Here is a 26,369-nt window from a genome sequence, read left to right as displayed (position 1 = left end):
GTTGTGTCAGCCGGAATAGCCCTTCGTCGGTGCATTGCCAAACGCCTTTTTGTAAGCGAAGGAAAAGTGTGAGAGGTCGTTGAAACCGATTTCCAGATAAATGTCAGACGGTCTTTTGGCTTTTTCCTCGATCAGGTAATGCGCCTCTTGCAGTCTTTTTGAGACCAGCCATCGGCCGGGTGTCATGCCATAATGTTTGGCAAAATCCCTTTTGAAACCAGAAATGCTCCTGCCCGTTAAAAAAGCAAAGCGGTCGATGCCGACGTTATAGCGGTAATGTTTGTTCATGAAACCTTCCAGATCGATCTTTCCGGGCTGACTGAAATCAAAAAGCACATTTTTCAGTGAAGGATCGGTTTCCAGCAGGATCAGTACAAGCTCCCGGGCTTTCAGCTGGACCATCCTTTCCCGTAATTCATCATCGGCATGTATATAAGGGTCGAGCGAATCGATATATTTTTCTAAATACGGACTGGGTTTTAGCAGGAGTACATCTTCGCCCAAATAAGGGAAATCAGCAAATAGCTGATATTCCTGACTGATGCTCTTTAAAGTGTTTTGATCCAGGTGGATCGTCACAGACCGGAAACCTTCGCCGGCGGTTTTCTTGATATATCGGGTCAGCTGGTTTCTCCGAAAAAAACGATAGTCTCCGGGCTTAAATGAGTAGCGTTTGTCGCCCACCCAGATATCGTGCATCCCCGAGATGATGTAGCTGAATATATGATTAGAGACAAATGCTTCCCCTTCGATATTACCGTCCGCATAAAAGTTGTGAAATACACGCGGCCCGTTTTCTGTTGTCAAATTTTTTGTAGCCATTTCAATACGCATGATCAGTTCATAATCTTATTATGATTTCCAATACAAAGTTCGCTGATTGGGAGCATCTTTATTTTGCTGGAAAGTCCAATTTACTTTGTTCAAAAGTTCACGAAACATGCGTGGTAGGCGGCACGGATGAAGAGGTCTGGATTTTTCGGCATCCAAGTTTTCGTATTCACACGGTGAAAAATACCGAATTCTCCAATTACCGTGCATTCCTAAAACGAGTCCTTTGGATTACCTGGTAGTTCATGAAGACGAAACGTTGGGCCAATAGGAGCGTGGAGCGGTTTTTAGATTTTTCTGAAAATATGGACGTGCCCAACTCAGCCGGGAGGCTGTCCAAATCAGGTACAGATTTGCCGGATTGAAAGTAATAGGGCTGTTTATTTCTTGTCTCTGGTGATAGTTTTGAATCATCAAATCAGCAAAAAGAGCAGAAATAATGAAGACTGACAGAATATCCCGATACATCAAAATTAACCAACAGAAACCATGAAATGTGCTGCAACTAGTATCAGAAATCACCTGGCTGCTGGGTTTATAGCTTTTGCGTCGACAGTCTCCATTGCCACTGCAAAGTTTGAGCAGGATCAGCAAAGCTGCGGCATGATGATGGTTGAGCTGAAAGGCAAAAGAAACGAGTCGGATAAGAAAACGGACGATTGATGGCTTAGGCCAGGTCCCGCTTCGAGGTGATCGTCAAAAATGTATTATATCAAATTAACAGATAAGGTGAAAAAAATCATGAAAAATCAATTAACATTCAGTCGCAGTTTTCTGAAAAATATGGCTTTTGTATTCGCTGCGTTACAGCTCTTCGGATTGGCTTCGGTTTTAGCCGGACAGGTACAGGAGAATAATCAGGTGGAAAGTCCTTTCGATTATATCAAACAGGTGAATGCCGGCGTGCTTAACGTTGGGTATGTAGAAGCCGGCCCGGCCGATGGCGAACCGGTTCTGCTCATTCACGGGTGGCCATATGACATTTACAGTTATAAAGAGGTATCGGAAAAATTGGCGGCAAAAGGCTTCCGTGTGCTGATCCCTTATTTGCGGGGTTACGGAAGTACCCGGTTTCTGTCGCCGAATACGCCCCGCAACGGACAGCAATCGGCGCTTGCAGTGGATATGATCGCGTTTATGGACGCTTTGAAGATTAAAAATGCAATCGTAGGCGGTTTTGACTGGGGTGCTCGTACGGCAGATATCATGGCCGCGTTGTGGCCGGAAAGAGTGAAAGGGCTGGTTTCTGTAAGTGGGTATCTGATCGGTAGCCAGCAAGGCAACAAAGCACCTTTGAAACCGAAAGCGGAGCTGTCCTGGTGGTATCAGTATTATTTTGCAACGGATCGGGGAGCTGCCGGTTATGAGGCCAACACAAGCGAGTTTAATAAACTGATCTGGCAGACTGCTTCCCCAACATGGAAATTCAGCGATGAAACGTACAACCGTTCGGCCGCTTCTTTTGATAATCCGGATCATATAAAAATTGTCATAGACAACTACCGTTGGAGACTGGGCATAACAAAAGGGGAGGCAAAATATGATGCTCTGGAAAGTAAACTGGCGACGGCACCTGCGATCACAGTACCGTCCGTAACCCTTGAAGGAGATTCGAATGGCGCACCTCATCCTGATCCAAGTGCCTATGCGGTTCGTTTTAAAGGAAAATATGCACACCATACCATTACCGGTGGTATCGGGCATAACTTACCGCAGGAAGCGCCACAGGCATTTACAGATGCCATTCTGGAAGTGGCAAGCTGGACCAGATAAAGGATTTCTTTTTAGACACGAAAGCATCGGCAGAAACGCTGATGCTTTTTGTTTTTTTATTGATACGATAAACCCCATTCTCTTCTTTACAAATTAGTACAGGCTCTCTGAAAAATCGGCGGTATTTAGTGAACCTATAAGTTGTTCGACTGTATATGGTTAAAATAAAAAACTATGTAATTATGTAAGTCATTGTTGATGAGTTAGATACGATTCTGGCATACAGATTGTAATACTATATATACATCCGGCCTGGTATTCACTGGTGATACAGATCGATTTATCAGACCGATGTTACAACAACACGGATCAAGTCGGCTTAAAAATGACTTGCCCGTTATGTGAATCATGGTAAATCTTTTACCTGTAACGAGCTATTGAAATTAAAACAAGAGTTCAGGAATGATTGTAAACAAAAGAGATACTGAGAATGAAAACCGTTGATACATTCAAAAAACACATCGTAGTAATTGGGGGAGGGTTTGCCGGACTTAATCTGATCAGGCAGCTGTACAACAACCGTTTTTATCACGTTACTTTGATCGATAAAAATAACTACAATTATTTTACGCCACTGCTCTATCAGGTAGCGACGAGTTTTCTGGAACCTTCCAGTATCAGTTATCCATTCCGAAAACTTTTCAAAGGGAAAGATATTGCGTTCCGCATGGCGACGGTTATGGAGGTTGACACGGAAGACAATATTTTACATTTGAGTAATGGCAGTGAACTGCAATACGATTTTTTGATTTTTGCAGCCGGTACCAAAACCAATTTTTTTGGCAATGAAACGATCCGGCGAAATGCATTTTCTCTAAAAGGAATTGATGATGCTTTGTTTATACGGAACGAGCTGATCAAAACGATGGAGAAAGCTTCCCTTAAAACGGATCCGGTCGAAAAACAAAAGTTAATGACCATCGTGATTGCGGGAGGAGGACCAACAGGCGTAGAAGTTGCGGGCATGCTTGCGGAGATGAAAAGGCACATTCTGGGCATGGATTATCCCGAGCTAAATATGGAGGACGCTCAGATTTACGTAATTGACGGCTCGCCCTTTCTCCTGGCACCCATGAGTGACAAAACCCATGAAGCAGCTTATGAAGCACTCAGCAGCATGGATGTTCATATCAGATTAAAAACACAGGTTACACTTTTTGAAAACGATAAGGTTCACCTATCCAACGGTGAGATCATTGAGGCAAAAACTTTATTATGGGCGGCAGGCGTCATTGCTCACACATTTGAAGGAATTGATGAACACAGTCTTGGAAGGGGGAGAAGAATGGTTACCGATGCCTATAATCTGGTTCAGGGATATCATAATGTCTATGCTATTGGTGACATCAGCATCCAGTTTACCGACGGTGCTTATCCTGCCGGGCATCCCCAGCTCGCGCAACCGGCTATTCAACAGGGAAAAAGGCTTGCGAAAAACCTGCTGGCCATGGCCCAAGGAAAACCGTTGAAACCCTTTAAATACTTTGATCGCGGCGATATGGCGATCATCGGGAGAAGGTTTGCCTATGCTGATCTTTTCAAACATAAGTTTCATTTAGGCGGCCTGCTGGGCCTTTTAGGATGGCTGTTTATCCATTTGATATCACTGGTCAATTATGATAATATGCTCAAAACGCTTTACAGCTGGACGATTTCCTATCTCACATGTGATCAGTCTCTGCGTATGATCTTCCGGTCCGAAAACAGGGAGAACCGGGAAGTTTCACTAAGCGAACCGGTGACTGAACATAAGTTTACCACCTGAATTTTAGGTGCGTATATAATATTGCGTTATTTTTTTGGGTCGATTCAAATAACAGTTTCATTCAACTTTAAACTTCAATAAAATGAGCGATTTCCTATTATTCAGTGCCTGGGACCCGGCGAACGAAGATTCGGGTACACCAGGACATTTGGCAGCAGGCGCACAGCCATTTCATGAACAAAACACCATGGAAGGAAGTGAATTTATGGACGAGTCGCTCCGGATGACCGAGCAGCCACTTGCGCCTGATGAAGCGGAGCTTTTTTGAAAAGGACAATACTCTGAATGCACATTCTTTACCATCGTTACTCACAATCAATTTCTAACAATTAAACAATAATCAAAATGAGCGAATTCTTATTGGCGATCCACCGTGACATTACTCACCCGGACGCGAACCCTTCACCAGAACAAATGAAATCAGCCATCAAACCATATCAGGACTGGATTGCCAGCATTGCCGCTCAGGACAAGCTGATTGGTACGCCAAAACGTTGGGATGTGGACGGGCGTGTTATCAAAGCGGACAATGCTGTAACCAATGGCCCTTACGCAGAAGTAAAAGAATCCATTGGAGGTTTGTTCCTGATCAAGGCAAATGATTACGACGAAGCCGTAGAGGTAGCCAAAGGTTGTCCGATTATCCAGTACGGTGCCGTGGTTGAAGTCCGGATGGCCATTCCACCGGTGCAATAATAGTGCCCAGGTAATAATGTCCTGCTTTTTGACAGGACATTATTACCTGATTGATTAAATAAATTCCACTCTTATCTTTTGCCAGGATGAATCCTGAACAACGTATAAACGAGCTGGCCGGGCAGATCGACCGGTATAATTTCCAGTACTACCAGCAAAGTATTTCTGAAATTTCAGATATGGAATTTGACTTCTTGCTTAAAGAACTGGATGCGCTGGAAAAGAAATATCCGGAATTTAGACGTTCGGATTCACCGACGGCGCGGGTGGGAGGTACGATCACGAAAAACTTCAACGCGGTGTATCATCAGTTTCCGATGTTGTCGCTGGACAATACGTATAATGAACAGGATCTCCGTGATTTTGACGCACGTGTGCAAAAAGGACTGGCGGGCAAGTCTTACGAGTACATTTGCGAGCTGAAATTCGATGGTATTTCATTGAGTATTGCCTACGAAAATGGAATACTCGTAAGGGGTGTAACGCGCGGCGACGGCTTGCGTGGTGATGACATTACGAACAATGTTAAAACCATAAAGTCGCTTCCGTTGCATGTTAAAACAGAAAATCTGCCGTCGGCTTTTGAAATTCGCGGAGAGGGTTTGATGCCCTTTGGTTCTTTTCAAAAGCTTAATGAAGAAATGGAATCAACAGGCGAAAATCCGTATGCCAATCCAAGAAATGCGGCATCCGGATCGTTTAAATTACAGGATTCGGCCGAGACTGCACACCGGGAACTGGATGGCTATTTTTACTATTTTTTAAGTGCTGAAAATACCTTTAAAAGTCAGGAAGAAAGTTTACTTGTCCTACAATCCCTGGGTTTCAAGACTTCCCCCGGCTGGGAGAAAGTGACGGGTATTGATGCTGTGATCGGCTACATACACCATTGGGAGGCAAAACGCAGCACACTTCCCTTTGCGACGGATGGCATTGTGATCAAAATTAACTCTTTCGCGCAGCAGGAAGAACTGGGCATGACAGCAAAAAGTCCGCGTTGGGCAATCGCTTTTAAATACAAGGCCGAAAACAAATCGGCCGTTTTGAGATCGGTCAGTTTTCAGGTGGGAAGAACGGGAACCGTGACACCGGTAGCGAATTTATCAGCGGAAAGTGAGCGTACGGTGCCATTCGGCGAGGCTAAAGGCGTACACATTTCCGGAACTTATGTGAAACATGCGACGCTTCACAATGCCAATGAATTGCTTCGTCTGGATGTTCGGTTGGGTGATGTCGTTTTTTTGGAAAAAAGCGGAGAAATCATTCCTAAAATAACCCGCGTGGATGTAAACAAACGCAGCTTGTTCCAGACAGTACCAGTCGTTTTTCCTTCCTATTGCCCGGAATGTGGTTTCCCGTTGGTAAGGAATGAGGGCGAGGTTGCATTTTACTGCCCCAATGACAGCACTTGTCCTCCACAGCTCAAAGGCCGGATTGAGCATTTTGTAGCAAGAAAGGCCATGAATATTGATAGCCTGGGACAGGAAAAAATCGCATTGCTTTTTGATAAAAAACTGATCCGGAATTCGGCAGATTTATATGAATTGAGGTATGATCAGCTGATCGGTCTTCAAAAGGATATGAGTAATGAAGAAACGGGTGAGTCCCGCCCAATACATTTTGGGGTAAAAACGGTGGATAATATCCTGAAAGGAATTGAGCAGTCGAAAAACGCGGGTTTCAGGAATGTTCTTTTCGGATTAGGGATTCGTTTTGTAGGCGCAACGGTTGCCGCAAAACTCGCCGGCCATTTTAAAAATATTACATCGCTTCGGTCAGCAGGTTATAACGAGCTTATCGCCATTCCTGAAATCGGGGAAAGGATTGCACGAAGTATTCTTGATTATTTCACTGACACTGAAAACCTGCGGACCTTGGAACGTTTGCAAAAAGCAGGGCTGAAAATGACAACGGAAGAACAACCGGATCCGGCGGAGAGCGAAGTTTTGGAAGGGAAATCGTTTGTCGTTTCCGGCACGTTCGATGAATATCAGCGCGGGTCGTTGGTACATAAAATTGAAATGAATGGTGGACACGTTCAAAGCGGCGTTTCATCGAAATCGGATTTTCTGGTGATCGGAGAAAATTTCGGCCCGTCCAAACTTGAAAAAGCAAAAAAGCTCAACGTCTGGATCTTGTCAGAAAATGAATTTGGTGGCTTATTTCAACGATCCGGTGTCGGGACCCAGCGATATGTAAACAGACCGGAAACCGGGCGCAATTTTATGGACACAGCGATCTGAATATCTTCTTAGAAATATTTCCGTGAGCCGATGAGCGCAACAAATCATAGCAAACAGTATTTGGTGAAATGATGGGGCCTTCTGAAAACGCAGCAAAAACAGGAATCTTTTTTTCCTGCATTGAAAAAGAAAAACTGGTCACTGAGCAGCTTGTTCCGGAACATTTGTTGTTACATGTGTACACGGGAAAAATTACGATCACGACGGCGGATAAGTCCTATGTGCTCGCAGCGGGACAAACTGCCTTGTTTTCTAAAAATCAGCTGGCCAGGTTTACCAAAGAATCGGATGGCGAAAATACTTTCAAAGCAGTTACAGTTTTTTTTACGAAGGTGTTTTTACAGCAGTTTTACACAGGTTTTGCGCCATATCAGAAGACCAGTGATTTGATGATTTTGTACATTGAACCGCATGTTTTGCTGGACAATCTTTTTAAATCTGTTTCGCTCTATTCCGATTTGGAAGATGCGCTGATCTTCGATGAACTTTCCATGCTTAAAGTAAAAGAGGCACTCACCATCATCAGAGCGTTGAACAAAGACGTTGACATGCTGCTCTCTGATTTTTCCGAGCCCTATAAAATTGATCTTGCTGACTTTATGCTGAAAAATTTCATGTTTAAAATTTCAATTTCCAGGTTCGCATATCTTACGGGGAGAAGCCTCGCTACTTTCAAGCGCGACTTCGAGAAAATTTTCGGATATCCTCCGCAAAGGTGGTTAACCGAAACGCGGTTAAGGCATGCACATTTTCTCATTGCTGAAAAAAAAATGAAACCGTCGCAGGTATATCTGGAAGTCGGGTTTGAAAACTTTTCACATTTTACCTTCACTTTTCGAAAATTTTTTGGTTACACACCTTCTTCGCTTTTGAGCTCGCAAACACATAGTCTTTGAGCTTCTCGCCACAATGCGGCACCTGCATATCCTGTAATTTTGTTGGCATCAATACTAAAAACGGGATAAAAATGGAAGGGCAAGTTGTGTTAATCACCGGAGCATCTTCGGGTATGGGAAAAGAGACGGCTGAGTTGCTGAGTGCCAGCGGTTACAAGGTTTATGGAGCCGCCAGAAGAACTGAAATGATGCAGGACCTGAAAGAATCCGGCATCAAAATTTTGAAAATGGACGTAACCGATGATGTCTCGATCCGGAATGGAATCGATGAAATGATAAAAAGGGAAGGGCGGCTGGATATTTTGATTAACAATGCAGGTTTTGGTTTGTTTGGGGCGGTTGAAGATGTGCCGATGGATGATGCCAGATATCAGATGGAAGTCAATGTGTTTGGTCTGGCCAGGATAACCCAGCTTGTGTTGCCCTATATGCGGGCGCAGGGATTGGGCAAGATTGTCAATATTACTTCTACCGGTGGGAAATTGTCGAGTCCGCTGGGCGGATGGTATCACGCCAGTAAGTATGCGGTTGAAGCATTAAGTGACAGTCTGAGAATGGAGGTCAAACCATTTGGCATTGATGTCATCGTGATTGAGCCGGGCGCGATAAAATCGGAGTGGGGAGCTATTGCCATGGAAAATTTACAGAAGATTTCAGCCGGCAAAGCATATGAAGCACTGGCCGGGAAAATTGTAAAATTATCGGAAAAGCTGAAACCTAAAAATGAAGATCCGGAGGTAATTGCAGGACTGATACTAAAAGCGTTAACCGCGAGAAATCCACAAACCAGATATCACGCCGGGTATTTGTCGGGGACAATTTTATTTCTGAAAAAGGTATTGTCCGATAAGCAATTTGACATGCTGATGCTTAGCCAAATGAAGTAAAATTCTGTTCAACATCCCGTACTAGGTTTCGGTAACAGCCCGTGCGATTTTTTCATCAATAAATGTCAAACTGATTTGTACGCCACGATCCTGACTGATTTTCAGCGTCCCGTCAATCTGCTCACTCAAACCTTTGATCAGGCTCATCCCCAGTGTCCGGTTCTGGCCTGGATTCCAGTCGACAGGGAATCCGATGCCATCGTCGCCCACAATAAACTGGTACGTCTTATTTTCCTGTTCAACCAGTTCGATGTTTAGCATGCCAGCCCGATTGTCAGGGAAAGCGTATTTTAGCGAATTCGTTATCGCTTCATTGAGAATAAGGCCCAGAGGAACCGCCAGGGTAACGTCGAGGTCAATGGGAGATACATTGATGTTTTTATGGACGGTGTCAAACCGGTCAAAAGAGTTAATCAGATAATCGACGATTTCGTGGATGTAGCTGATCATGGGAATACTGGACTGCCGGTCGGTCTGATAGAGTTTCTGATGGATTACGGCCATGGCGTGCACCCGGTTTTGACTCTCCTGGATTGCCACCAATGCCTCCTTGTCTTTCAGGAAAGTACCTTGCAGATGAAGCAGGCTGCTGATGATTTGCAGATTATTTTTGACCCGGTGATGCATTTCCTTCAGCATCCATTCACGTTCTTCCAGAAGATGGTCTTTGTCAATAAGCAGCTGTTCTTTTTCCTGAACAACGAGTTCCAGCGAATAGTTTTTACGGTTTATCTCAATCTGTTTTTCCCGGAGCAGCTGGTTGCTCTGCTGTTTGATCTTGTAGCGGTTAAATCCCAGAGCCAGCAATAATGCCAGCAAAATGGCTCCCGCGATGATCGCGTTCCGCATGTTGGCCGCCTGCTGCAACTGATTTTGCTGGAGCTGACTTTGCTTTCGAAGCAGCTGAATATCCTGTTGTTTGAGTTTCAGATCCTGGTCCTTTTTCTCAGTTTCGTATTGAATGCTTAGTTGGGTAATCTGTTTACTGCGTTTTTCGTTAAAAATGGAATCGTTGAGTGTTTTGTATTGCTGGTAGTGCGCAATGGCCGACATATACTTGCCCTGGGCTGAATCTACTTTGAAACGCATCAGGTGAACTTCAATCTGATGGCTGGGTATAATCCGTTTCTGGGGAGCGGCAAGCAGTCGTTTTAAATACGGGTCAGCCTTGGTATACTGACCGCTCGATACATAAAACTGGCTGATTTTTCGCCAGGCGGTATACTGAAAGCGTACGGTAATCTGCTTGCTCCACGTAACACTTTTCAGATAATATTTTTCGGCCAGGTTGTATTGTTTCAAAGCACTGTAACAGGCTCCGTAACACTGCGCCATGAGCAGATTATCCTCGTAGGTGTATGGAATATTTTTGCGCGTAATATCTTCCAGAAACCACAGCGCTTCCAATGCTTTTCCCTGACTCAGCCAGGTGGTGACCATGCGGCTGGCCAATCCTACCTGAACGAATAACTTGCCCCGCTGCTGGCTGAGAAGCAAGGATTTCTGGTGGTAAGCCATACTTTTGTCAAATTGCCCCAGCTCGTAATACGCGTTTCCGAGCCGGTAATAGGCATAATCCAGCTCATCAGGCTGCCCGCTGCTTTCAACGCTTTTTACAACTTTCAGAATGTAAAACAGTTTTTGATTCAAATCGCCTTTGGCCTGGCTCAGGTCAGACATAAAATAATAGGCATTGGATAAATAACCGTACTCGCCCGGCATTTTGTAAACACTTTCCTCCGCCAGCTCGTGATAGGCTTTTGTCAACGGTTTGGAACCTATTTTTTCCTGAATGGCGAGCACTTCAAGCGCCTTAAGTTCGGCCTCTTTAGTGTCGCCTCCACTGAGCTGGAAATGTTCGTAACCCATTTCCATCAGGATAAGCATTTCCTGAGACCGGTCACCGATCTGACGGGAGATAGTCAAAGCTCGTTCCAGCGCCATCATATTTTCTCTGCAATCGTCACAGAAAGTAGTCGTAGCCAGTCGTAACAGTGCTTTGATTTCTCCGGTTTTGTCGCCTCTTCGCTGGCGGGCTTCAACAACCTTCATGAAGTAACTTTTACCCTTCTGCCAGTCGTTGCCCAGCAGATAAGCCACGCCGATCAGACACTCACTTTCTTCCATCCATTTTACATTGCGGATCGCTGCACTGGCCATTTCGGCCTGGCGAAAAAATGCAATTGCACTGTCCCGATCAGCCTTTTCCGTATAAGTTGGGCGGAGCTTATCCTTTCCGATTTCCAGTAACAGTTTGATGCTGCTGGTGTCACTCAACGTTTTCAGTAAAGGGAAAACCAGATTAATCTTCCGCTGTTTCGTGTAGGCTTTACCCAGAAGAAAAACGGCGTTATCGACGCCCTGATGATATTCAAGCTGATTACTTAAAGCAAGCGCCTGGTCTGCCAGGATAACAGCGCTATCCAGATCAAGTTTTGGGTCCAGGGTCCTGCTGGCATAGTAATCGCTCATTTTGAGCAGCTTTTGCACCCGGCTTGTTTCGTTCCGCTCGGAAAGTATTGATCTCATCACCCTGGCAGCCTCGGGTGTTGAGATCTTTTGTGCCTTTGCCGGACAGGCCAGGGAGACCAGCCACATTATCCCAAATAGCAAACAGATCGTTTTAAGATGAGGCATGGTTTTTAGTTAGGTATTCATACACAGAAAGCGTATTGCTCACCGATTAAACTTCCGGATGTTAATCCGGAAGGGTTATGGTTTGCCGGCAACCAATTGTTTTCGAAGATTAATAATCCGTTGGTCTCACGGTCAGCGTTTTCCGGATCCCCATTTTTTCAATGCGGTATTCCAGTGTCGTTGGTCTTAAATTCAGCAACTCCGCTGCGCCTCCAGGCCCGCGAATCCGTCCGTTTGTCTGATTAAGAATCGCCAGAATATAGTCTCGTTCGCTCGTTTTCTGCATCTCTTTCATTTCCGGTAAATCTTTGGGTAAGCTAAATGTGGGCAGCTGCCCGGCCGTATTATTTTCAGTTGGACTGGCCGGTAGATTCGGTGCAAACAAACGTTTTTGCAAGGGTCTGCCCAGGCTCAGAGGGGTTTGTCCGTCATTCAGAATGACAGCCTGCTCAATAACATTTTCCAATTCTCGGATGTTGCCCGGCCAGGTATAACTGCTGAGCTCGGACAACACGTTATCACTGAATCCCATAAACGATTTCTTTTGTTTCCTGGCCAGTTTCTGTGCGAAAAATTCAGCGAGCAGCGGTATATCCTCCTTGCGTTCGCGAAGCGGTGGCAAAGTCAATGGAAATGTGGCGAGTCGAAAGAAAAGGTCCATACGAAAACGGCCTTGTAAAACCTCTGTTTCCAGATTACGGTTGGTAGCCGCTATAATGCGAACATCAGTTTTGATTGACGTCTTTCCTCCGATTCGTTCAATTTCTTTTTCCTGCAAAACCCGCAGCAGTTTTGCCTGTAATTCCAGTGGCAGTTCTCCTATTTCGTCCAGAAATATTGTTCCCCCGTGTGCCAGTTCAAATTTGCCGATCCGCTTTTCGAAGGCACCGGTGAAAGCGCCTTTTTCATGACCAAACAACTCGGATTCGATAAGGTTCGCCGGTAGGGTGGCACAATTAATTTTGACTAAAATCTTCTCTTTTCGGGACGATTGGTTATGAATAGCCCGGGCAATTAATTCTTTTCCGGTACCGCTTTCACCCATAACGAGTACGGTTGTGTCGGTAGGAGCTACCTGCGTGACGAGTTTGAACAAATTCAATAGTCCTTCACTGGTGCCAACGATTTCTTCAAAGTTCACCAGTGTTTTTACTTCCTGCTGCAAATAAACATTTTCCTGTTTCAGTTTTTCACTGAGTCGTTCCACCTCTTCATAAGCCGCAACCCGTTCCAGGGTTAGCAGCAAGGGCTGTTCAAGCCTTTCGAGCAGAGCCTGATTTTGTGCGGGATAGGGTTCGGGAGTACGGTTTAAAAAACAAATGATAAAACTTTCGCCATTTCGAAGGGTAAACGGCAAAAGCAGGGAAGAGTTCAGCCGGAAGGTTTTTGACAGAAGCCGGAGGTACGGGTCATGCTCACCCCAGGCTTCCAAGGCTTCCTGCGCGAATCGGACAGGGCTCTTGGGCATGTTGTCGCCCAGTGGCAGTAACTCGAAAGGATCTTTCAATTTTGCCATTTGCTGTATCGCCAGCGGACTTAAAACCTGATATTCCTTGAACCCGACCCGGTAATAGTTGAAGGTTTGGATTACCTCCTGCCGTTGATGACGAATGTTCAGAAAATCGAACGGGATGTATTTCGAAAACAACTCTGCAGTGGTTAATAGTCTGCTCTCCCAGCTTCCTTTTTCAGATAAGGCTTCTGTCAGCGCGATCTGAAGGTTTTTTTCTTCCCGCAATTTCAGCTCAACACCATGCGAATGTCGGTAGCGACCGATTTCGAGCGCAGTTAGTACATCTTTTTCCCGAAAAGGTTTGACGATGTATCCGCTGGGCTGCGTGACTTTCACCGCTTCCAGTACACTCTGATTGTCATTGGCAGAAATGTAAATAAAAGGAATACTGATTTCTTCAAGCTGTTTGGCCAGATCAATACCAGTTTCGTTCCCTTTCAGATAAATATCAAGCAGGACCATATCAGGGCGTTCATTCCCGATAAGCAACAATGCCTTGGCAACCGAATTCGCGATTCCAATCACAGGATAACCAGCATTATGCAGTATGACTTCAAGATTGTTGGCGATGACATATTCATCTTCAACGATTAGAATCTTATAGTCAGAAGTCTGGCTGATCGAAGGATTGGATGATGGCTGCATAGTTTAAAAAATGTTACTGTAACACAAAATAACCATTTATGCGGCAAGAATTATACCTCATTCCTCCGTTTTCGAACCGCTGGGGGAATGTACGGCAGAATGGCCTGATGATTTTGTATGGTCAATGGCAAGCTAATTTACCAGTTTATTCGATGGAATAAATAGGTGCCGCTGCAAAGCATACAAGAAAGACCCTGAAATGTGCCGCCAGGCTGTATACAGGATCGTCAGGTATGTTATTTCTGAATAAGACGGGTTTAAATTAAAATTACTTCCCGTGCCGATTTTTGACCGGATTACAGATCTTATTCCCGGTTGTCTACCCGACAAATTCCGGAACACAGCGGAGACAAATAAAAATCATCACTACGGAGATTTGTGATAACTCCAGTTTTTTGGAGAAATCCAAAAAGAAGTTTCGTATCAGCGACCAATTGAAAGCTGCGGTGTATTTAACCAAAACATAATGCTCGCTGGTAACGGGTGACTGAGGAATGAGCAGCTGGGATTTTGTTAAAAAAGAGATCCGGCAAAACTGAAAACCTGCTAACTGTGGCGATTTTGGGCAGGTCGTATTCGGTTTATTGTCTGGCAGGTTAGCGCCTCCTTAGCACATATAATGGATGATGGATACCAGCGATTCCAACCTCCAGATTTTTGGACATCTTCGTGAATTTGGATTAATACAACGACTGGGGTTGTAAAATACCCCTAATAAGCGCCGTTTGGAGTGTTCAGGGTGATTTTTTATGATGGCATAAGCTTTGATATCTCTCGTTTGGTGAGGGTTTATTTGCAGTAACTGGAATTGAGCGTTGGTAAGATCTGATTCACCCCACATAGTCACGGTACCTCAAACAATAAATATGTTCTGAAATGAAAGGCTCAAAACGACCAGAGATTGACGGTGAAGACGAATTTACCGTTGTTTTAAAAGATCATTCGTCAGGCACGTTACATAATCAGATCGAATCATATGAAAGAGAGCGAAAAATTCTTCTGGATCTCAGCAATGACATTACAAAAGTCAGGGAGAAAAATGACCTGATTACGCTCTTTTCTTCAAGAATTAAGGGACTGTTCTATTTTACACATGCCATTGTCACTTTAATTGAGGATAACCAGCAGACCTACACACCCTTTCTTTTGGATCACTCTGCTTCGCCGATCAGAGATCATAGCGCCTATCCGGACCTTATTCATGCACATTTTCCTTTAAACGAGCCTTTTATCAGGCAGGTAGTAAATTCAGACGGGCCTGAATTTTTCCTGCTTGACGAGATCATGGACAAACCCGGGAGTCCCAAATTTTTAAGGATCAATCATGAAGCGGGGATAAGGGAAATCCTGATGACACCGCTGAGAAGCAAAATGCAGACCATCGGTTTTTTGCATATGTATTCCGACAGAAAAGACAGCTTTACCAGCGGGTTTAAGAACATTATCAAAGGGATAGCACCTCTGATTTCCAGTGGGGTTTCCAATATCATCAAAAATGAAGAGATCGCGTACAAAGAAAAAGTAAATGAGGTTTTGCTTTCTTTAAGCAATGAAATGGTCATGGTCCGCGACCGGAAAGACCTTTTGAAGGTGATCAATTTCGGGCTTAAAAAGTTAATCCCGTTCACCCATAGCGTCATGACTGTCCTGGACAAAACCGGCAGTACTTACAAGGCGTTTTTAACAGACGAAGAATCGCGGCTCAGGGAGTTTTCCAAATACAATGAGGCGATTTCCAATGCTTATCCGGTCAGCGACGGAATTTACGATTTGGCTTCGATGTCGGACAAGCCGGTTGTTTTCAACATGAAGTCTTTTGATATCAGCCAGGCTCCGCTATGGTTCCGCCTGAATTACATTGCCGGCGCGCGCGAAATGGTGATCAATATCCTTCCCGACGAGGGTGCGGGCAAGCACAGTCTGATCCTGTTCGCCACCCGGGAAAACACATTTGACGCAAAATCGCTCGATATCATCGGGCGTATTTCCAGCCAGCTTTCGATCGCGGCCAGCAATATTTCGGCCAATGAAGAAATAGTAAGCCGGGAGCAGGAAAAATCATTTTTACTGGATTTTAGCCAGAATATTGCCGGCGTTAAAACGAAGGATGAGCTCGAAGGCGTGATCACCAATGTGCTGCGGAATGTACTGAACATCAAGTTATCGGTCATCAGGGTCATCGAGGATGACGGGATAACGCTGAGCCCTTACATGGTGGGCAAGGACATGTTTTATGAAGAAGAGCCGGTTTTCAAGGAGCTTATTTCAAAAAATATAACCATTGATGAATACCTGACCGCACAGGTCCTCGGTAGTAAGGATCCAGTTATTTTCAATATCGAGGAGGAAGACCGCAAGGGTAAAAGCCCCAGGTATCTTTATTTATGGAAAAAAGCGGGTTTGAAAAACGCTTATGGAGCAGCGCTCCGTGTTGGTAATCAAAATGTGGGCACGCTGTGGTTATTGACCGACGAAGTCAATCTGACTCTGCTGAAAGGGATTTGTGCCCAGATATCCATCGCTATTTCCAACATCAGGGCCAACGAAAAACTGCTCACTTATAAGCAGCGGCTGGAAGTTGAAAATGATCATTTAAAGGAACAGATTCAGACGATCTACAATTTTTCCGAGATTGTCGGGAATGGCCAGGAAATGCAGAAAGTTTATCATCTGATCTCGCTGGTCGCGGAATCAAAGTCCTCGGTTTTGCTGCTGGGCGAAACGGGAACGGGAAAAGAACTGATCGCCAGGGCCATTCATAGCAGTTCGCCGAGGAAAAACAAGCTGATGATTAAGGTCAATTGTGCAGCTTTGCCGGCCAATCTGATTGAAAGTGAATTGTTTGGTCATGAAAAAGGAGCATTTACGGGCGCTACCGACAGGAGGATCGGGAAGTTTGAACTAGCCAATAACAGTACGCTGTTTCTGGACGAGATTGGCGAGATGCCTCTGGAAGCGCAGGTGAAATTGCTGCGCGTGATTCAGGAAAAGGAGCTGGAACGGGTGGGTGGTAAAAACACGATCCATGTTGACGTCCGTATCATCGCTGCCACAAACCGTAATCTGGAAGAAGAGGTAAAAGCAGGCAGGTTCCGGTCTGACCTTTTTTACCGGCTCAATGTTTTTCCGATCAGCCTTCCGCCGCTGCGTGACCGTCAGGAAGACATCGCTCCGCTGGCTAATTTTTTTGTTGGCCGGTATAGCAAGAACGCCGGAAGAAAAGTGAACGCGATTTCGCCCAAGGTTATCCAGGAGCTGAAAAGTTATCTGTGGCCAGGGAATGTCAGGGAGTTGGAGCATCTTATTGAAAGGAGTGTTTTGCTCGCGAGTGAGCCGATCCTGCGAGAGGTCCATTTACCAAAAGAAAGATCAGAAAAGAAAAATCCGGAAGTGGAACTTGTCAACAGAACCCTGGAAGAAGTGGAGCGGTCATATATTATCGATATCATAAAAAGATGCAGCGGGAAGTTGTCAGGAAGGGGAGGCGCAGCCGAATATCTGGATATCCCGGCCACGACTCTGCATTCGAAAATCAGAAAATTTGCTATTCAAAAAGTAGAATATTTTTCAAGCTAGATGGTAAGCAAAGGAGAATCACGGGCCGCAGAAACTTTCTGAAAACGGGTCGTCAGTGGCGCTCGATAAGGTTACGTTTAATGTTATGCGGTTCCCTGATCTCTTGTGCTTGTCCGTATCATCAAGGCTAATCTTTTTTATTTATAAATTTTATTTCACATCAAATCAAGTTGTTTTATGGATTCAATTAACAAGGCTGAACCGTTCAGCCTCGTCAACTATGCGGATGATCCGTACATTGACCGCAGTATAAAGGCATTTTTAAAAGTGTTGAATTCCGGTGGTGGGCCACCGTTGGAAAGTCTGTCTCCAAAGGAAGCGCAGTTAGGACTTGCCACAGCGCAGGCGTCCGTTGAAGTTGACCTTTCCGGCGTGGCAGTTACCCCGAAAACCATCACGTCTGACGGGTATGAAATCAGTTTAAATATTGTACGTCCGGCCGGGGTTACGGAGGTGTTGCCTGTGTTTATGTTTATCCATGGCGGTGGCTGGGTTCTGGGCGACTACCCGACGCATGAACGACTGGTACGTGATCTGGTTGTAGCGTCTGGTTTTGCAGCGGTATTTGTGAACTACACCCGGACGTCGGAGGCACAGTTTCCCGTTGCAATCAATGAAATTTATGCTGCCACCAAATGGGTTGCTGAAAATGGTTCAGAAATTAACGTGGATGGCAGTCGGTTAGCAGTCGTGGGTAATAGTGTGGGCGGAAATATGTCTACGGTTACGGCCCTGATGGCCAAGGAAAAAGGAGGGCCGGAGATTAAACTCCTGGTTTTGATGTGGCCCATCGTTGACGCCGATTTTGAAACAGATTCCTACCATCGTTTCGGCAAAGATCGTTTTCTGACTACTTCTCTGATGAAATGGATGTATGATTTATACATCCCGGATCCAGACAAACGTGGTGATATCCATGCCTCTCCGCTGAGGGCTTCGGTAGAGCAATTGCGTGGTTTGCCACCAACCCTGATTCAGGTGGCGGAAAATGATATTTTGCGCGATGAGGGCGAAGCATATGGCCGAAAACTTGACGAGGCAGGAGTTGTTGTAACGACCATCCGTTACAATGGTATGATCCACGATTTTGGACTCCTGAACGCCTTGGCGACGATCCCAACGGTTCGATCGCTGGTATTGCATGCCGCGGCAGAATTGAAAAAATACCTCAGTTAAATGATCAGGTCATTCTTTTATTTTTAATCAAATCAATCATGAGTAAATTAAACATCATTGCCAGCGGAATTCTATTGGGTTGTATTTTGAATGTTTCCCTGAGGAATCCGGTTCTGGCTCAGGCAAAAAAAGTTAAAAATGTGGTTTTGGTCCACGGGGCCTTTGCAGATGGTTCCAGCTGGGCAAAAGTTATTCCCCTGCTCGAAGCAAAAGGAATAAAAGTCATTGCAGTGCAAAATCCGCTTAGTTCATTAAAGGATGACGTGGCAGCCACCAAGCGCGCAATAGCGCTGATGACCGGCCCGGTGCTGCTTGTCGGGCACTCCTGGGGAGGTGTGGTCATTTCGGAGGCGGGTAATGATCCTAAGGTTGCGGGGATTTTGTACGTGGCTGCATTTGCGCCTGACAATGGACAATCGTTAAATGATGTGGCAAAAACCTCGCCACCGGCACCTGGAAATAACGAGGTCCGGCCGGACGCATCCGGTTTTCTTTCACTAACGCCAAAAGGTATTCACGAGGATTTTGCCCAGGATTTGCCAGAGGCGGAACGGAAGATCATTTTAGCGACGCAGGGAACATGGTCAGCCGCTGCGCCGGGCGAGAAAATTGATAAAGCAGCATGGAAAACAAAGCCTTCCTGGTACATTGTGGCTAAAAAAGATCGGATGATAAATCCTGATCTTCAGGTGAAAATGGCTAATAATATTAAAGCAACAACCATCGAGCTCAATGCAAGCCATATCCCGATGGTTTCGCAGCCGGGGAAAGTAGCATCCTTTATTATTGAAGCAGCAAGCGATGTAAGCAGAAAGGGGCTGGCTGCTAATTAATTTTCTGAAACAGCCGGGACATTACATATGTGGTTTCCGGCTGTTCTGAAAAACGCTTTTGAGGCCTTACGCATAATGATTTTTGGGGAACGAGGCATCCTGACATTGCTTTTCAGTCCGTCAAAAAATGACACGTTTATATTTCTACTAATAAATTTTTTACCATAACTATTCAAAACAATGGAACAACGACTTAATATTCAAGAAAAAGGACAAAATGCCCTTAAAACACTTTATGGCATTGGTAATTATTTAAAGAGAAGTTCAATTGAAATTGGACTCCAGGAAATAATTTGTTTTAGAGTCTCCCAGATCAACAGCTGTGCTTACTGTTTGGATATGCATTACAAAAATGCAAGGGCTAATGGAGAAACCGAGCAGCGTTTGTATGGTTTGAGCGCGTGGCAAGAAGCGCCGTATTATACGCCTCGTGAGAGAGCCGCACTTGCGTGGGCAGAAGCCGTTACAAAATGCGATGTCCCTGACCAGATTTATGGGGAAGCAAAAAGTCAGTTTTCTGACGAAGAGCTTATCGATCTCACAATTGTCGTCAGCAGCATCAATATCTGGAATCGAATTAACTTGTCTTTTCCAAATATACCGGGAACTTATCAGGTAGGGCAATTCGGTTAATAAGAAATTCGCTTATTTTTATCAATATGAATGCTCTTGTCGAATCAGTTTCTCCACGTCCCGGAACGGACATGCAGTGTCTGAAATCGAACATTTATGGAGAATATTAATTTACTAATAAATTAGTTGTCAGGTTTTTACAGATATTATTTTTCATGGCTTGGTTATTTGATAAATAAAATTGCTTTTACACACCGTGATGAATGTCATGGCAAAAGATTTGTAAATCGACCCGTTATTATGCTCCGCAACTACTTTAAAATAGCCTGGCGCAGTCTTGCCGGAAACAAGACCTACTCCGTAATCAATATTGGTGGACTTGCAGTTGGGATGACGGTTGCCATGTTGATTGGCTTATGGATTTATGATGAATTTTCATACAATAAGTGCCATGAAAATTACCACGGAATTGCGCGGGTAATGCAACAGCAAACATTGGATGGAGAAATAAATACGGGCGATAACGTTCCAGCCCCGTTGTTCAAAGCATTGCAAACTAACTTCGAAGCAGATTTTGGCCGTGTGGTGATCACCTCATGGCTCCAAAGACATGTGCTGACTTACGGGAGGTCCAGTTTTACAAAGCCGGGCAACTTCATGTCTGTTGGTGCGGCAGAAATGCTGTCTTTGAAAATATTGAGCGGGAGTTCTTCCGGGCTGAAAGATCCTGCGACGATTCTGCTCTCGGAATCAGTAGCAAAAGCGTTTTTCAAGGACGCCGATCCGGTCGATAAAATGATGAAAATCAATAAAGAGCTGGATGTCAGGGTGGTTGGAGTATACGAAGATATTCCTTACAACTCAGAGTTTCATGAACTTGCGTTTATAGCGCCGTTTGATCTTTTTGTCTCATCTACTCCTTGGGTGAAAGAGGCGGTAGAAAATGGCGAATGGGAGAGCAGTTCTTTTCAAATCTTAGTACAGCTGTCAAATAACAGCAATTTGAAATCAGTTTCAGATAAAATAAAACACCTTAAACTAAAAAAGACAACGCAAAGTGACTTAAAGTTTAAGCCACAAATCTTGCTGCATCCCATGAGCCAGTGGCATTTATATTCCGAATGGAGTGACGGAAGCAATACTGGAGGGCGTATTCAATTTGTATGGCTATTTGGCATAATCGGTGTATTTGTGCTGCTGTTAGCATGTATTAATTTTATGAACCTGAGTACCGCACGTTCGCAAAAACGGGCTAAGGAAGTGGGGATTCGGAAAGCAATCGGTTCGATACGGCTCCAATTGATAATCCAGTTTTTTAGTGAATCCTTTCTGGTTGTCTTTTTTGCTTTCATTCTTTCATTGGTGCTTGCCTGGCTGGCCATGCCAGTCTTCAACGAAATTGCCGACAAGCAAATGTTTATTCCCTGGGGTGACCCTGTTTTTTTGTTGAGCGGCGTCATGTTCACAGTGCTGACAGGGCTTATTGCCGGTAGTTATCCGGCGTTTTACCTGTCTTCATTTCAGCCAATCAAAGCACTTAAAGGTAAATGGAGTGCTCTGGGGTTGCGCGCGACGCTGCCACGGAAAATTTTGGTCGTTGTACAATTCACTGTTTCCATCACCCTGATCATCGGCACAGTTGTAGTATACAGACAGATTCTGCACGCAAAAGATCGTCCTATCGGCTACAACAGGCAAGGATTGGTGACCATGCTGGTGAACACCCAGGATATTCACAGACATTTCGACGCCGTACTGGACGATCTTGTAAAAACGGGTAGTGTGACATCCATAGCAGAATCGATTGCTCCGCCGACTGAGGTTTTTTCGGCAAATGTAGGTTTCAATTGGAAAGGCAAAGATCCTGGATTGAACTCCGAATTTGCAACAATTGGTATTTCACATGACTTTGGAAAAACCGTCGGCTGGGAGTTTATCGCAGGGCGTGACTTCGCCAGAAATTTCTCTACCGATTCTACCGGATTTGTGCTGAATGAAGCGGCTGTAAAGTTTATGGGTCTGGGGAATCGTGATGTGGAGGATGCCATCGGCGAAACGGTAACCTGGGATGGAAGGCAATTTAAAATTATCGGTGTGATCAGGGATATGATCATGGAATCGCCTTATGATCCGGTCAAAAAATCGATCTTTTTTATTCATCCAAAAGGAGGCAGGTTTATAACTACAAGGCTGAACCCTGGTGCCAATGCGGGTTCGGCAATAAAAAACATTGAAGCCGTATTTAAAAAGTACAGTCCTGATTCGCCATTCAATTACCAGTTTGTAGATCAGGAATACGCATTAAAGTTTGCTTCCGAAGAAAGAATCAGCAAGTTGGCAGCAGTATTTGCAGGTTTGGCAATTCTCATAAGCTGCCTTGGACTTTTTGGCATGGCATCGTTTATTGCGGAGCAGCGGACGAAAGAAATAGGTATTCGCAAAGTGCTGGGTGCGTCGGTCACCAACTTATGGCAGCTTCTTTCCGGCGATTTTGTAATTCTGGTTGTTGTCTCTTGTCTGCTAGCTACTCCCATCGCCTGGTATGCTATGGATCATTGGTTAGACAAGTATGCCTATCATACCCGGATTTCCTGGTGGATTTTTGCTGTCGCGAGCTTAGGCACACTCGCTATCACTTTCATTACGGTAAGTTATCAGGCTATTCACGCGGCACTGCTCGATCCCGTGAAAAGTCTGCGTAGTGAATAGAGTTCTCTCGTGTTTTTTGTTCATATCAATTCAAATTTTTTGGTGCGTAGTAAACATAATATTTTGAGCAAGAATCAAGCCAATCGGCGTTAAATTACGAGGTTGAAAAGAACCCATAGTAAGGCGTCCTTGTGTCTACACAAAAATGAGACTACAACATTTTGTAATCTCATTCTGAACTACCATTAAATAACAAAAATCGATATAATAAAAAGACACAATCGTTTTTTACAGACAATATCTAATTACTCTTCTGCCCGGCTCAAACCTGTTTTTACTTTTGTTTCTCTATAATTACGCATGGTAAGACGCGCCTTAAAAGAAGGTTCTTCTTTACTCGTTTCTTTTTCTTGCATCACCTCCTGATAAACAGTTTCTACCGGGTTTTGTGTGTTATCCGAATGTCTGAATTTGAGATCTTCAAAAGCACGGATTGAGGTTTTTCGCCTTGGTTTAGCGTCAGGAATTTGGGAATTGGTATTTTTCATATTACTACTTTATTTTAGTGATTTGTTAAAACATCATGGTTCTTCTTTGCTTTTGCGTGGAAGTATCAACATGTTCTGAACGTTCTGATACTTGTCATTTGGAGCTCTTATCATAGTTAGATGACATCTTATTTTGGGTGTCCCTTTCCCTGTTGAGTACAATTGAAACCCACTGTTAAGGTTAAAAGATGGGACTGCAAAAGCTTACAGCCCCATACTTATCACTCACACACTATTCTAGGTTAATTACGGTTACTATTTTCTTATTAATTTGTTGATAATCAGGTTTTAGTATTTCTGCGGTGAGTAGAGGATCGTTTGCATTTTTAGCCAAATGAGCCTACTGTCATTATTCAGACCGATAATAATTGTATCAATCTGTTGGTTGCACGGTACTTTTAGGCACGGGGAAATAAATTCCAGAAAATATTTTTCAAGAATTTATTTCAGCCCCAGGCACGTGCCGGGTGTTCATCGATTAATCCACATGTTGTCATATAATCATTTAGCTTGTTAGAATGTTTTTCTGCCCTGGGTACTTTTATTATCACAATTAGGAGAAATTTTTGGGTTTAGGATAGTCGGTTGGATGTGCCAAAAAAAAGAAATTTTAGAATTTGTAGAAAGAGCTGTGGGGCTACTTGTTCGTGGCTTTTGAGCTACAAGTTGTTTTGATTGAGCTACAAGCTGTTCTATAAGTTAAGCTTGTAATCGGGTCTAGCCTATGGTTAAGTTGCTTTGGGCGGGGAGAGCGTTTTTCATTATAATGCTAAAAGAGCTTCCTTTATCTAGTTCTGTTTTTATTTCCAGCCTGCCACCTATGTTCTTTAGCATTGAAAGAATTAAGATACTGCCGGTTCCCTTGACAATATCAGCCTTATTTTCGTCTAAAAAGTTGTCTATTTGTGCAGAACTGAGTCCTTGTCCGGTATCAGAAACTGTTACAACCAGTTCATCCTGATTGGCAAATGCGCTTAGTGTGATGATGCCGTTCCTCGTGAATTTATTGGCATTGTCGAGCAGATTGCGGATTATGCATGCAAATATTTGATAGTCCGTGTAACATGTCAGATGTGCCGGGAGAATAATCATTTCATTTCCTTTGATTTTGGCCAGCTCCTGATACAGATGAGTAACATCCGTAAAAAGATTATCAAGTTTAAAATATTGCTTTTGAATTTTAAAGGTCTCTCTTTGCGTATTAGCCCAGGCGAGAAAGAATTCCGTGAAATTTACCAGACTTTTTGCACCTGCTTTCAATTGAAAAAGGGTTTCGTTAAAGCTTTTAGCAGATATTAAATCCTGTCGATCAGCCAGATAACTGCTGATGGTGGCAATGAAGCTGATGGGGGAGCGAATGTCGTGTAAGATCATGGTGATAACCTGATCTTTCGTCTGATTACTTTTTAACAAGGCGATTTCAGATTGCCTGAGCACGTGGATAGTCTGGTTAAGTTCGATGGATCGCGCCGCAACCTGCCGTTCAAGAGACTTGTATTTTTCCGTTAAAGCTCTCACAAGCACAATGGTGATCAGGCAAGTTAATAAGCAGAGTGCCGCGATGGTATGCAGATAATTCCACCAACTATAACGCAGCCAGCGTGTTGTGAGAACAGGAGCAATGTCACCTTTCTGTCCACGGCTGTGTTGATCAAAGCGCTCCCGAAGTTGGATCGGGGAACCTGTTCGAAGGATTTTTGGGGATTCGATTTTAGTATTTTTTAAAAGCCGAAACCAATGTTGTTTTGTTGTTACGGTGTAGTTTATACGTAATTTTGTGAAGTTTTCTGACTTTACGCTTTTTGTCGGTATAACATTGTCAGTTACGCAATTTCTCAGGCGATAATCCGCATACAATGAAAAGAAAACGGTAATGGTCAAAATGGAAATTAGGGCAGTGACAATCAATTTCATACTAATCTTCTTGTGAACTGGAATTGGAAAAATCTCAGGTTGGAATTTAATTTTTTCGAATCAGCCAATCTGCCTGTGTATAGATTTTTGCAATGAGTCTTTTAAATCGACCAGTGTTGTAATTTTTAATTTCCGAAACAAGCTTTTCTTGATGGTACTGATTGTCGATGCCTTTCGTTGTAATTTTTTTGAAATCTGAGAAACGCTGCATCCGTTAATCAGGAAATTCGCTATTTCAAATTCACGGTGTGTTAACGTGATTTCATTTTTTGGGGCAGAATCGTCGCCTGGCGATACCCATTTGGGAAGCAGTACGTCCAGTACCTCGTTGCTAATATAATTTTTCTCATTCTGAACATCCCGGATACATTTTAGCAGTTCGTCCATATCCGACTGCTTGGTCAAGTAGCCAGTGACACCGGATTTAAAGTATAAGGACACTTTCAAAAAATCAGGATCCTCGTCATAGATAATGAACTTCGGGGGATGGTTTTCTAACTGTAACTCCATAATAAATTTGCACTGAGTGCTTGGCAGTTCCACGGTATTACCAACAATGAACAAATCCGGGTAGTCCTTAAAACCTGCCTTGTTGAAATGATAAAAACTCTCAAACTCATGTATGGATACTTCGTTAAAATTGGTTTTGATAAATATATCTAAGCCTGCCCGGACAATGGGGTGTTTATCGATAATTGCAATTGTTTCCATAACGAGATCTGTTGAGGGAATTAATTCATGAGATCACTTTATAGTGCTCTCTTTATTCAAATAATTTTGGTCAGTGAATAAATTGGATGTCATAAAAGTCCGGTATTTATCGGGCTGTTACAATCATTCAAATGAGGTATTTTTCTACTATAAATGATCAGAAAACTACTGTAATTATAGTAATTTGTTCCGTTGCTTATAACCTTCCTTTGCCTGAAAGTCGTACAGTTTCTGCTACAAATATCACCGGCAACCGGAAGCGTTTTTGATGTCGAAGTCAAATCTAAACGGTTGGTTTGCAACGGCTAAAAAACGGGGCTAAGGAATTGAACGGTTCTGTGGAAACAACTTCGTTCGCCTGGGGTTCATTTCCGTGATCAATAACGCTGGAAGCAAACGATATTACTCAACCATCAGGATTTCGGTTTCCATATTTTCAACAGCCGCACCATTGTAATCAAAATATTGCCGATCATTCTTCCCGGTAAAATTATACTCTTTTG

19 protein-coding genes are annotated in these 26,369 nt (G+C 43.9%); 13 read left to right on the top strand and 6 right to left on the bottom strand.

Annotated features, from left to right (window positions below; genetic code table 11):
- Positions 1–6: 6 nt before the first annotated feature.
- Positions 7–822 (bottom strand): helix-turn-helix domain-containing protein, encoded by an 816-nt coding sequence (locus tag M1L62_RS09020; protein WP_254412710.1) that lies wholly within the window; start codon positions 820–822, stop codon positions 7–9.
- Between the two features lie 498 nt (positions 823–1,320).
- Here M1L62_RS09020 and M1L62_RS09015 point away from each other — a divergent pair, with 498 nt between their 5' ends.
- From M1L62_RS09015 to M1L62_RS08980, 8 genes are all read left to right on the top strand, one after another.
- Positions 1,321–1,494, top strand: a complete 174-nt coding sequence (locus M1L62_RS09015; RefSeq protein ID WP_254412709.1) for a hypothetical protein — start codon at positions 1,321–1,323, stop codon at positions 1,492–1,494.
- Between the two features lie 78 nt (positions 1,495–1,572).
- Positions 1,573–2,604, top strand: coding sequence for an alpha/beta fold hydrolase (locus M1L62_RS09010; RefSeq protein ID WP_254412708.1), 1,032 nt, complete (start codon positions 1,573–1,575; stop codon positions 2,602–2,604).
- Between the two features lie 430 nt (positions 2,605–3,034).
- Positions 3,035–4,369 (top strand): NAD(P)/FAD-dependent oxidoreductase, encoded by a 1,335-nt coding sequence (locus tag M1L62_RS09005; protein ID WP_254412707.1) that lies wholly within the window; start codon positions 3,035–3,037, stop codon positions 4,367–4,369.
- An 82-nt stretch (positions 4,370–4,451) separates the two neighbouring features.
- Positions 4,452–4,637: a hypothetical protein gene (locus tag M1L62_RS09000; protein ID WP_254412706.1), complete on the top strand. Its 186-nt coding sequence runs from the start codon at positions 4,452–4,454 to the stop codon at positions 4,635–4,637.
- 77 nt (positions 4,638–4,714) lie between these two features.
- Entirely contained in the window at positions 4,715–5,065 is a 351-nt protein-coding gene (locus M1L62_RS08995) for a YciI family protein (RefSeq protein WP_254412705.1), read from the top strand.
- 86 nt (positions 5,066–5,151) lie between these two features.
- The gene (gene ligA / locus M1L62_RS08990) at positions 5,152–7,308 is read left to right on the top strand and encodes an NAD-dependent DNA ligase LigA (RefSeq protein ID WP_254412704.1); all 2,157 of its coding nucleotides are present in this window, start codon (positions 5,152–5,154) and stop codon (positions 7,306–7,308) included.
- A 68-nt stretch (positions 7,309–7,376) separates the two neighbouring features.
- On the top strand, positions 7,377–8,204 hold the full coding sequence (locus M1L62_RS08985) for a helix-turn-helix domain-containing protein (RefSeq protein WP_254412703.1): 828 nt from the start codon (positions 7,377–7,379) through the stop codon (positions 8,202–8,204).
- 71 nt (positions 8,205–8,275) lie between these two features.
- A complete protein-coding gene (locus tag M1L62_RS08980; RefSeq protein ID WP_254412702.1) occupies positions 8,276–9,091 on the top strand; it encodes an oxidoreductase in 816 nt (271 codons plus the stop codon).
- 21 nt (positions 9,092–9,112) lie between these two features.
- On the opposite strand, the gene M1L62_RS08975 is transcribed toward M1L62_RS08980, so the two are convergent.
- Both M1L62_RS08975 and M1L62_RS08970 read right to left on the bottom strand, forming a co-directional pair.
- Complete coding sequence (locus tag M1L62_RS08975; protein WP_254412701.1) at positions 9,113–11,728, bottom strand: histidine kinase dimerization/phosphoacceptor domain -containing protein; 2,616 nt, start codon at positions 11,726–11,728, stop codon at positions 9,113–9,115.
- 109 nt (positions 11,729–11,837) lie between these two features.
- On the bottom strand, positions 11,838–13,886 hold the full coding sequence (locus tag M1L62_RS08970; protein ID WP_254412700.1) for a sigma 54-interacting transcriptional regulator: 2,049 nt from the start codon (positions 13,884–13,886) through the stop codon (positions 11,838–11,840).
- An 876-nt stretch (positions 13,887–14,762) separates the two neighbouring features.
- On the opposite strand from M1L62_RS08970, the gene M1L62_RS08965 reads away from it, so the two are divergent.
- From M1L62_RS08965 to M1L62_RS08945, 5 genes are all read left to right on the top strand, one after another.
- Positions 14,763–17,462, top strand: a complete 2,700-nt coding sequence (locus M1L62_RS08965) for a sigma 54-interacting transcriptional regulator (RefSeq protein WP_254412699.1) — start codon at positions 14,763–14,765, stop codon at positions 17,460–17,462.
- A 177-nt stretch (positions 17,463–17,639) separates the two neighbouring features.
- Positions 17,640–18,638 carry an alpha/beta hydrolase gene (locus M1L62_RS08960; protein ID WP_254412698.1) on the top strand — a complete coding sequence of 333 codons (999 nt, stop codon included), beginning with the start codon at positions 17,640–17,642 and terminating at the stop codon, positions 18,636–18,638.
- A gap of 38 nt (positions 18,639–18,676) precedes the next feature.
- The gene (locus M1L62_RS08955; RefSeq protein ID WP_254412697.1) at positions 18,677–19,471 is read left to right on the top strand and encodes an alpha/beta fold hydrolase; all 795 of its coding nucleotides are present in this window, start codon (positions 18,677–18,679) and stop codon (positions 19,469–19,471) included.
- Positions 19,472–19,651: 180 nt separating this feature from the next.
- On the top strand, positions 19,652–20,104 hold the full coding sequence (locus M1L62_RS08950; RefSeq protein WP_254412696.1) for a carboxymuconolactone decarboxylase family protein: 453 nt from the start codon (positions 19,652–19,654) through the stop codon (positions 20,102–20,104).
- A gap of 240 nt (positions 20,105–20,344) precedes the next feature.
- Positions 20,345–22,753 (top strand): ABC transporter permease, encoded by a 2,409-nt coding sequence (locus M1L62_RS08945; RefSeq protein ID WP_254412695.1) that lies wholly within the window; start codon positions 20,345–20,347, stop codon positions 22,751–22,753.
- 245 nt (positions 22,754–22,998) lie between these two features.
- Here M1L62_RS08945 and M1L62_RS08940 read toward each other — a convergent pair whose 3' ends face one another.
- The 3 genes from M1L62_RS08940 to M1L62_RS08930 form a co-directional block, all read right to left on the bottom strand.
- Positions 22,999–23,241 carry a hypothetical protein gene (locus M1L62_RS08940; protein ID WP_254412694.1) on the bottom strand — a complete coding sequence of 81 codons (243 nt, stop codon included), beginning with the start codon at positions 23,239–23,241 and terminating at the stop codon, positions 22,999–23,001.
- Positions 23,242–23,958: 717 nt separating this feature from the next.
- Positions 23,959–25,155, bottom strand: a complete 1,197-nt coding sequence (locus M1L62_RS08935; RefSeq protein ID WP_254412693.1) for a sensor histidine kinase — start codon at positions 25,153–25,155, stop codon at positions 23,959–23,961.
- A 60-nt stretch (positions 25,156–25,215) separates the two neighbouring features.
- On the bottom strand, positions 25,216–25,866 hold the full coding sequence (locus tag M1L62_RS08930; protein ID WP_254412692.1) for a response regulator transcription factor: 651 nt from the start codon (positions 25,864–25,866) through the stop codon (positions 25,216–25,218).
- Between the last annotated feature and the right edge of the window lie 503 nt (positions 25,867–26,369).

It is taken from the genome of Dyadobacter diqingensis (assembly GCF_024220585.1).
Classification (GTDB): Bacteria; Bacteroidota; Bacteroidia; order Cytophagales; family Spirosomataceae; genus Dyadobacter; species Dyadobacter diqingensis.
Note: the sequence above shows the minus strand (reverse complement) of the source record. Positions and strands in the feature narration are given on the sequence as shown.

Excerpts from the sequence above, each read along its gene's own strand:
- M1L62_RS09020 (WP_254412710.1), bottom strand. The coding sequence starts at position 822 with ATGGCTACAAAAAATTTGACAACAGAAAACGGGCCGCGTGTATTTCAC.
- M1L62_RS09015 (WP_254412709.1), top strand. The coding sequence starts at position 1,321 with ATGAAATGTGCTGCAACTAGTATCAGAAATCACCTGGCTGCTGGGTTT.
- M1L62_RS09010 (WP_254412708.1), top strand. The coding sequence starts at position 1,573 with ATGAAAAATCAATTAACATTCAGTCGCAGTTTTCTGAAAAATATGGCT.
- M1L62_RS09005 (WP_254412707.1), top strand. The coding sequence starts at position 3,035 with ATGAAAACCGTTGATACATTCAAAAAACACATCGTAGTAATTGGGGGA.
- M1L62_RS09000 (WP_254412706.1), top strand. The coding sequence starts at position 4,452 with ATGAGCGATTTCCTATTATTCAGTGCCTGGGACCCGGCGAACGAAGAT.
- M1L62_RS08995 (WP_254412705.1), top strand. The coding sequence starts at position 4,715 with ATGAGCGAATTCTTATTGGCGATCCACCGTGACATTACTCACCCGGAC.
- ligA (WP_254412704.1), top strand. The coding sequence starts at position 5,152 with ATGAATCCTGAACAACGTATAAACGAGCTGGCCGGGCAGATCGACCGG.
- M1L62_RS08985 (WP_254412703.1), top strand. The coding sequence starts at position 7,377 with ATGATGGGGCCTTCTGAAAACGCAGCAAAAACAGGAATCTTTTTTTCC.
- M1L62_RS08980 (WP_254412702.1), top strand. The coding sequence starts at position 8,276 with ATGGAAGGGCAAGTTGTGTTAATCACCGGAGCATCTTCGGGTATGGGA.
- M1L62_RS08975 (WP_254412701.1), bottom strand. The coding sequence starts at position 11,728 with ATGCCTCATCTTAAAACGATCTGTTTGCTATTTGGGATAATGTGGCTG.
- M1L62_RS08970 (WP_254412700.1), bottom strand. The coding sequence starts at position 13,886 with ATGCAGCCATCATCCAATCCTTCGATCAGCCAGACTTCTGACTATAAG.
- M1L62_RS08965 (WP_254412699.1), top strand. The coding sequence starts at position 14,763 with ATGAAAGGCTCAAAACGACCAGAGATTGACGGTGAAGACGAATTTACC.
- M1L62_RS08960 (WP_254412698.1), top strand. The coding sequence starts at position 17,640 with ATGGATTCAATTAACAAGGCTGAACCGTTCAGCCTCGTCAACTATGCG.
- M1L62_RS08955 (WP_254412697.1), top strand. The coding sequence starts at position 18,677 with ATGAGTAAATTAAACATCATTGCCAGCGGAATTCTATTGGGTTGTATT.
- M1L62_RS08950 (WP_254412696.1), top strand. The coding sequence starts at position 19,652 with ATGGAACAACGACTTAATATTCAAGAAAAAGGACAAAATGCCCTTAAA.
- M1L62_RS08945 (WP_254412695.1), top strand. The coding sequence starts at position 20,345 with ATGCTCCGCAACTACTTTAAAATAGCCTGGCGCAGTCTTGCCGGAAAC.
- M1L62_RS08940 (WP_254412694.1), bottom strand. The coding sequence starts at position 23,241 with ATGAAAAATACCAATTCCCAAATTCCTGACGCTAAACCAAGGCGAAAA.
- M1L62_RS08935 (WP_254412693.1), bottom strand. The coding sequence starts at position 25,155 with ATGAAATTGATTGTCACTGCCCTAATTTCCATTTTGACCATTACCGTT.
- M1L62_RS08930 (WP_254412692.1), bottom strand. The coding sequence starts at position 25,866 with ATGGAAACAATTGCAATTATCGATAAACACCCCATTGTCCGGGCAGGC.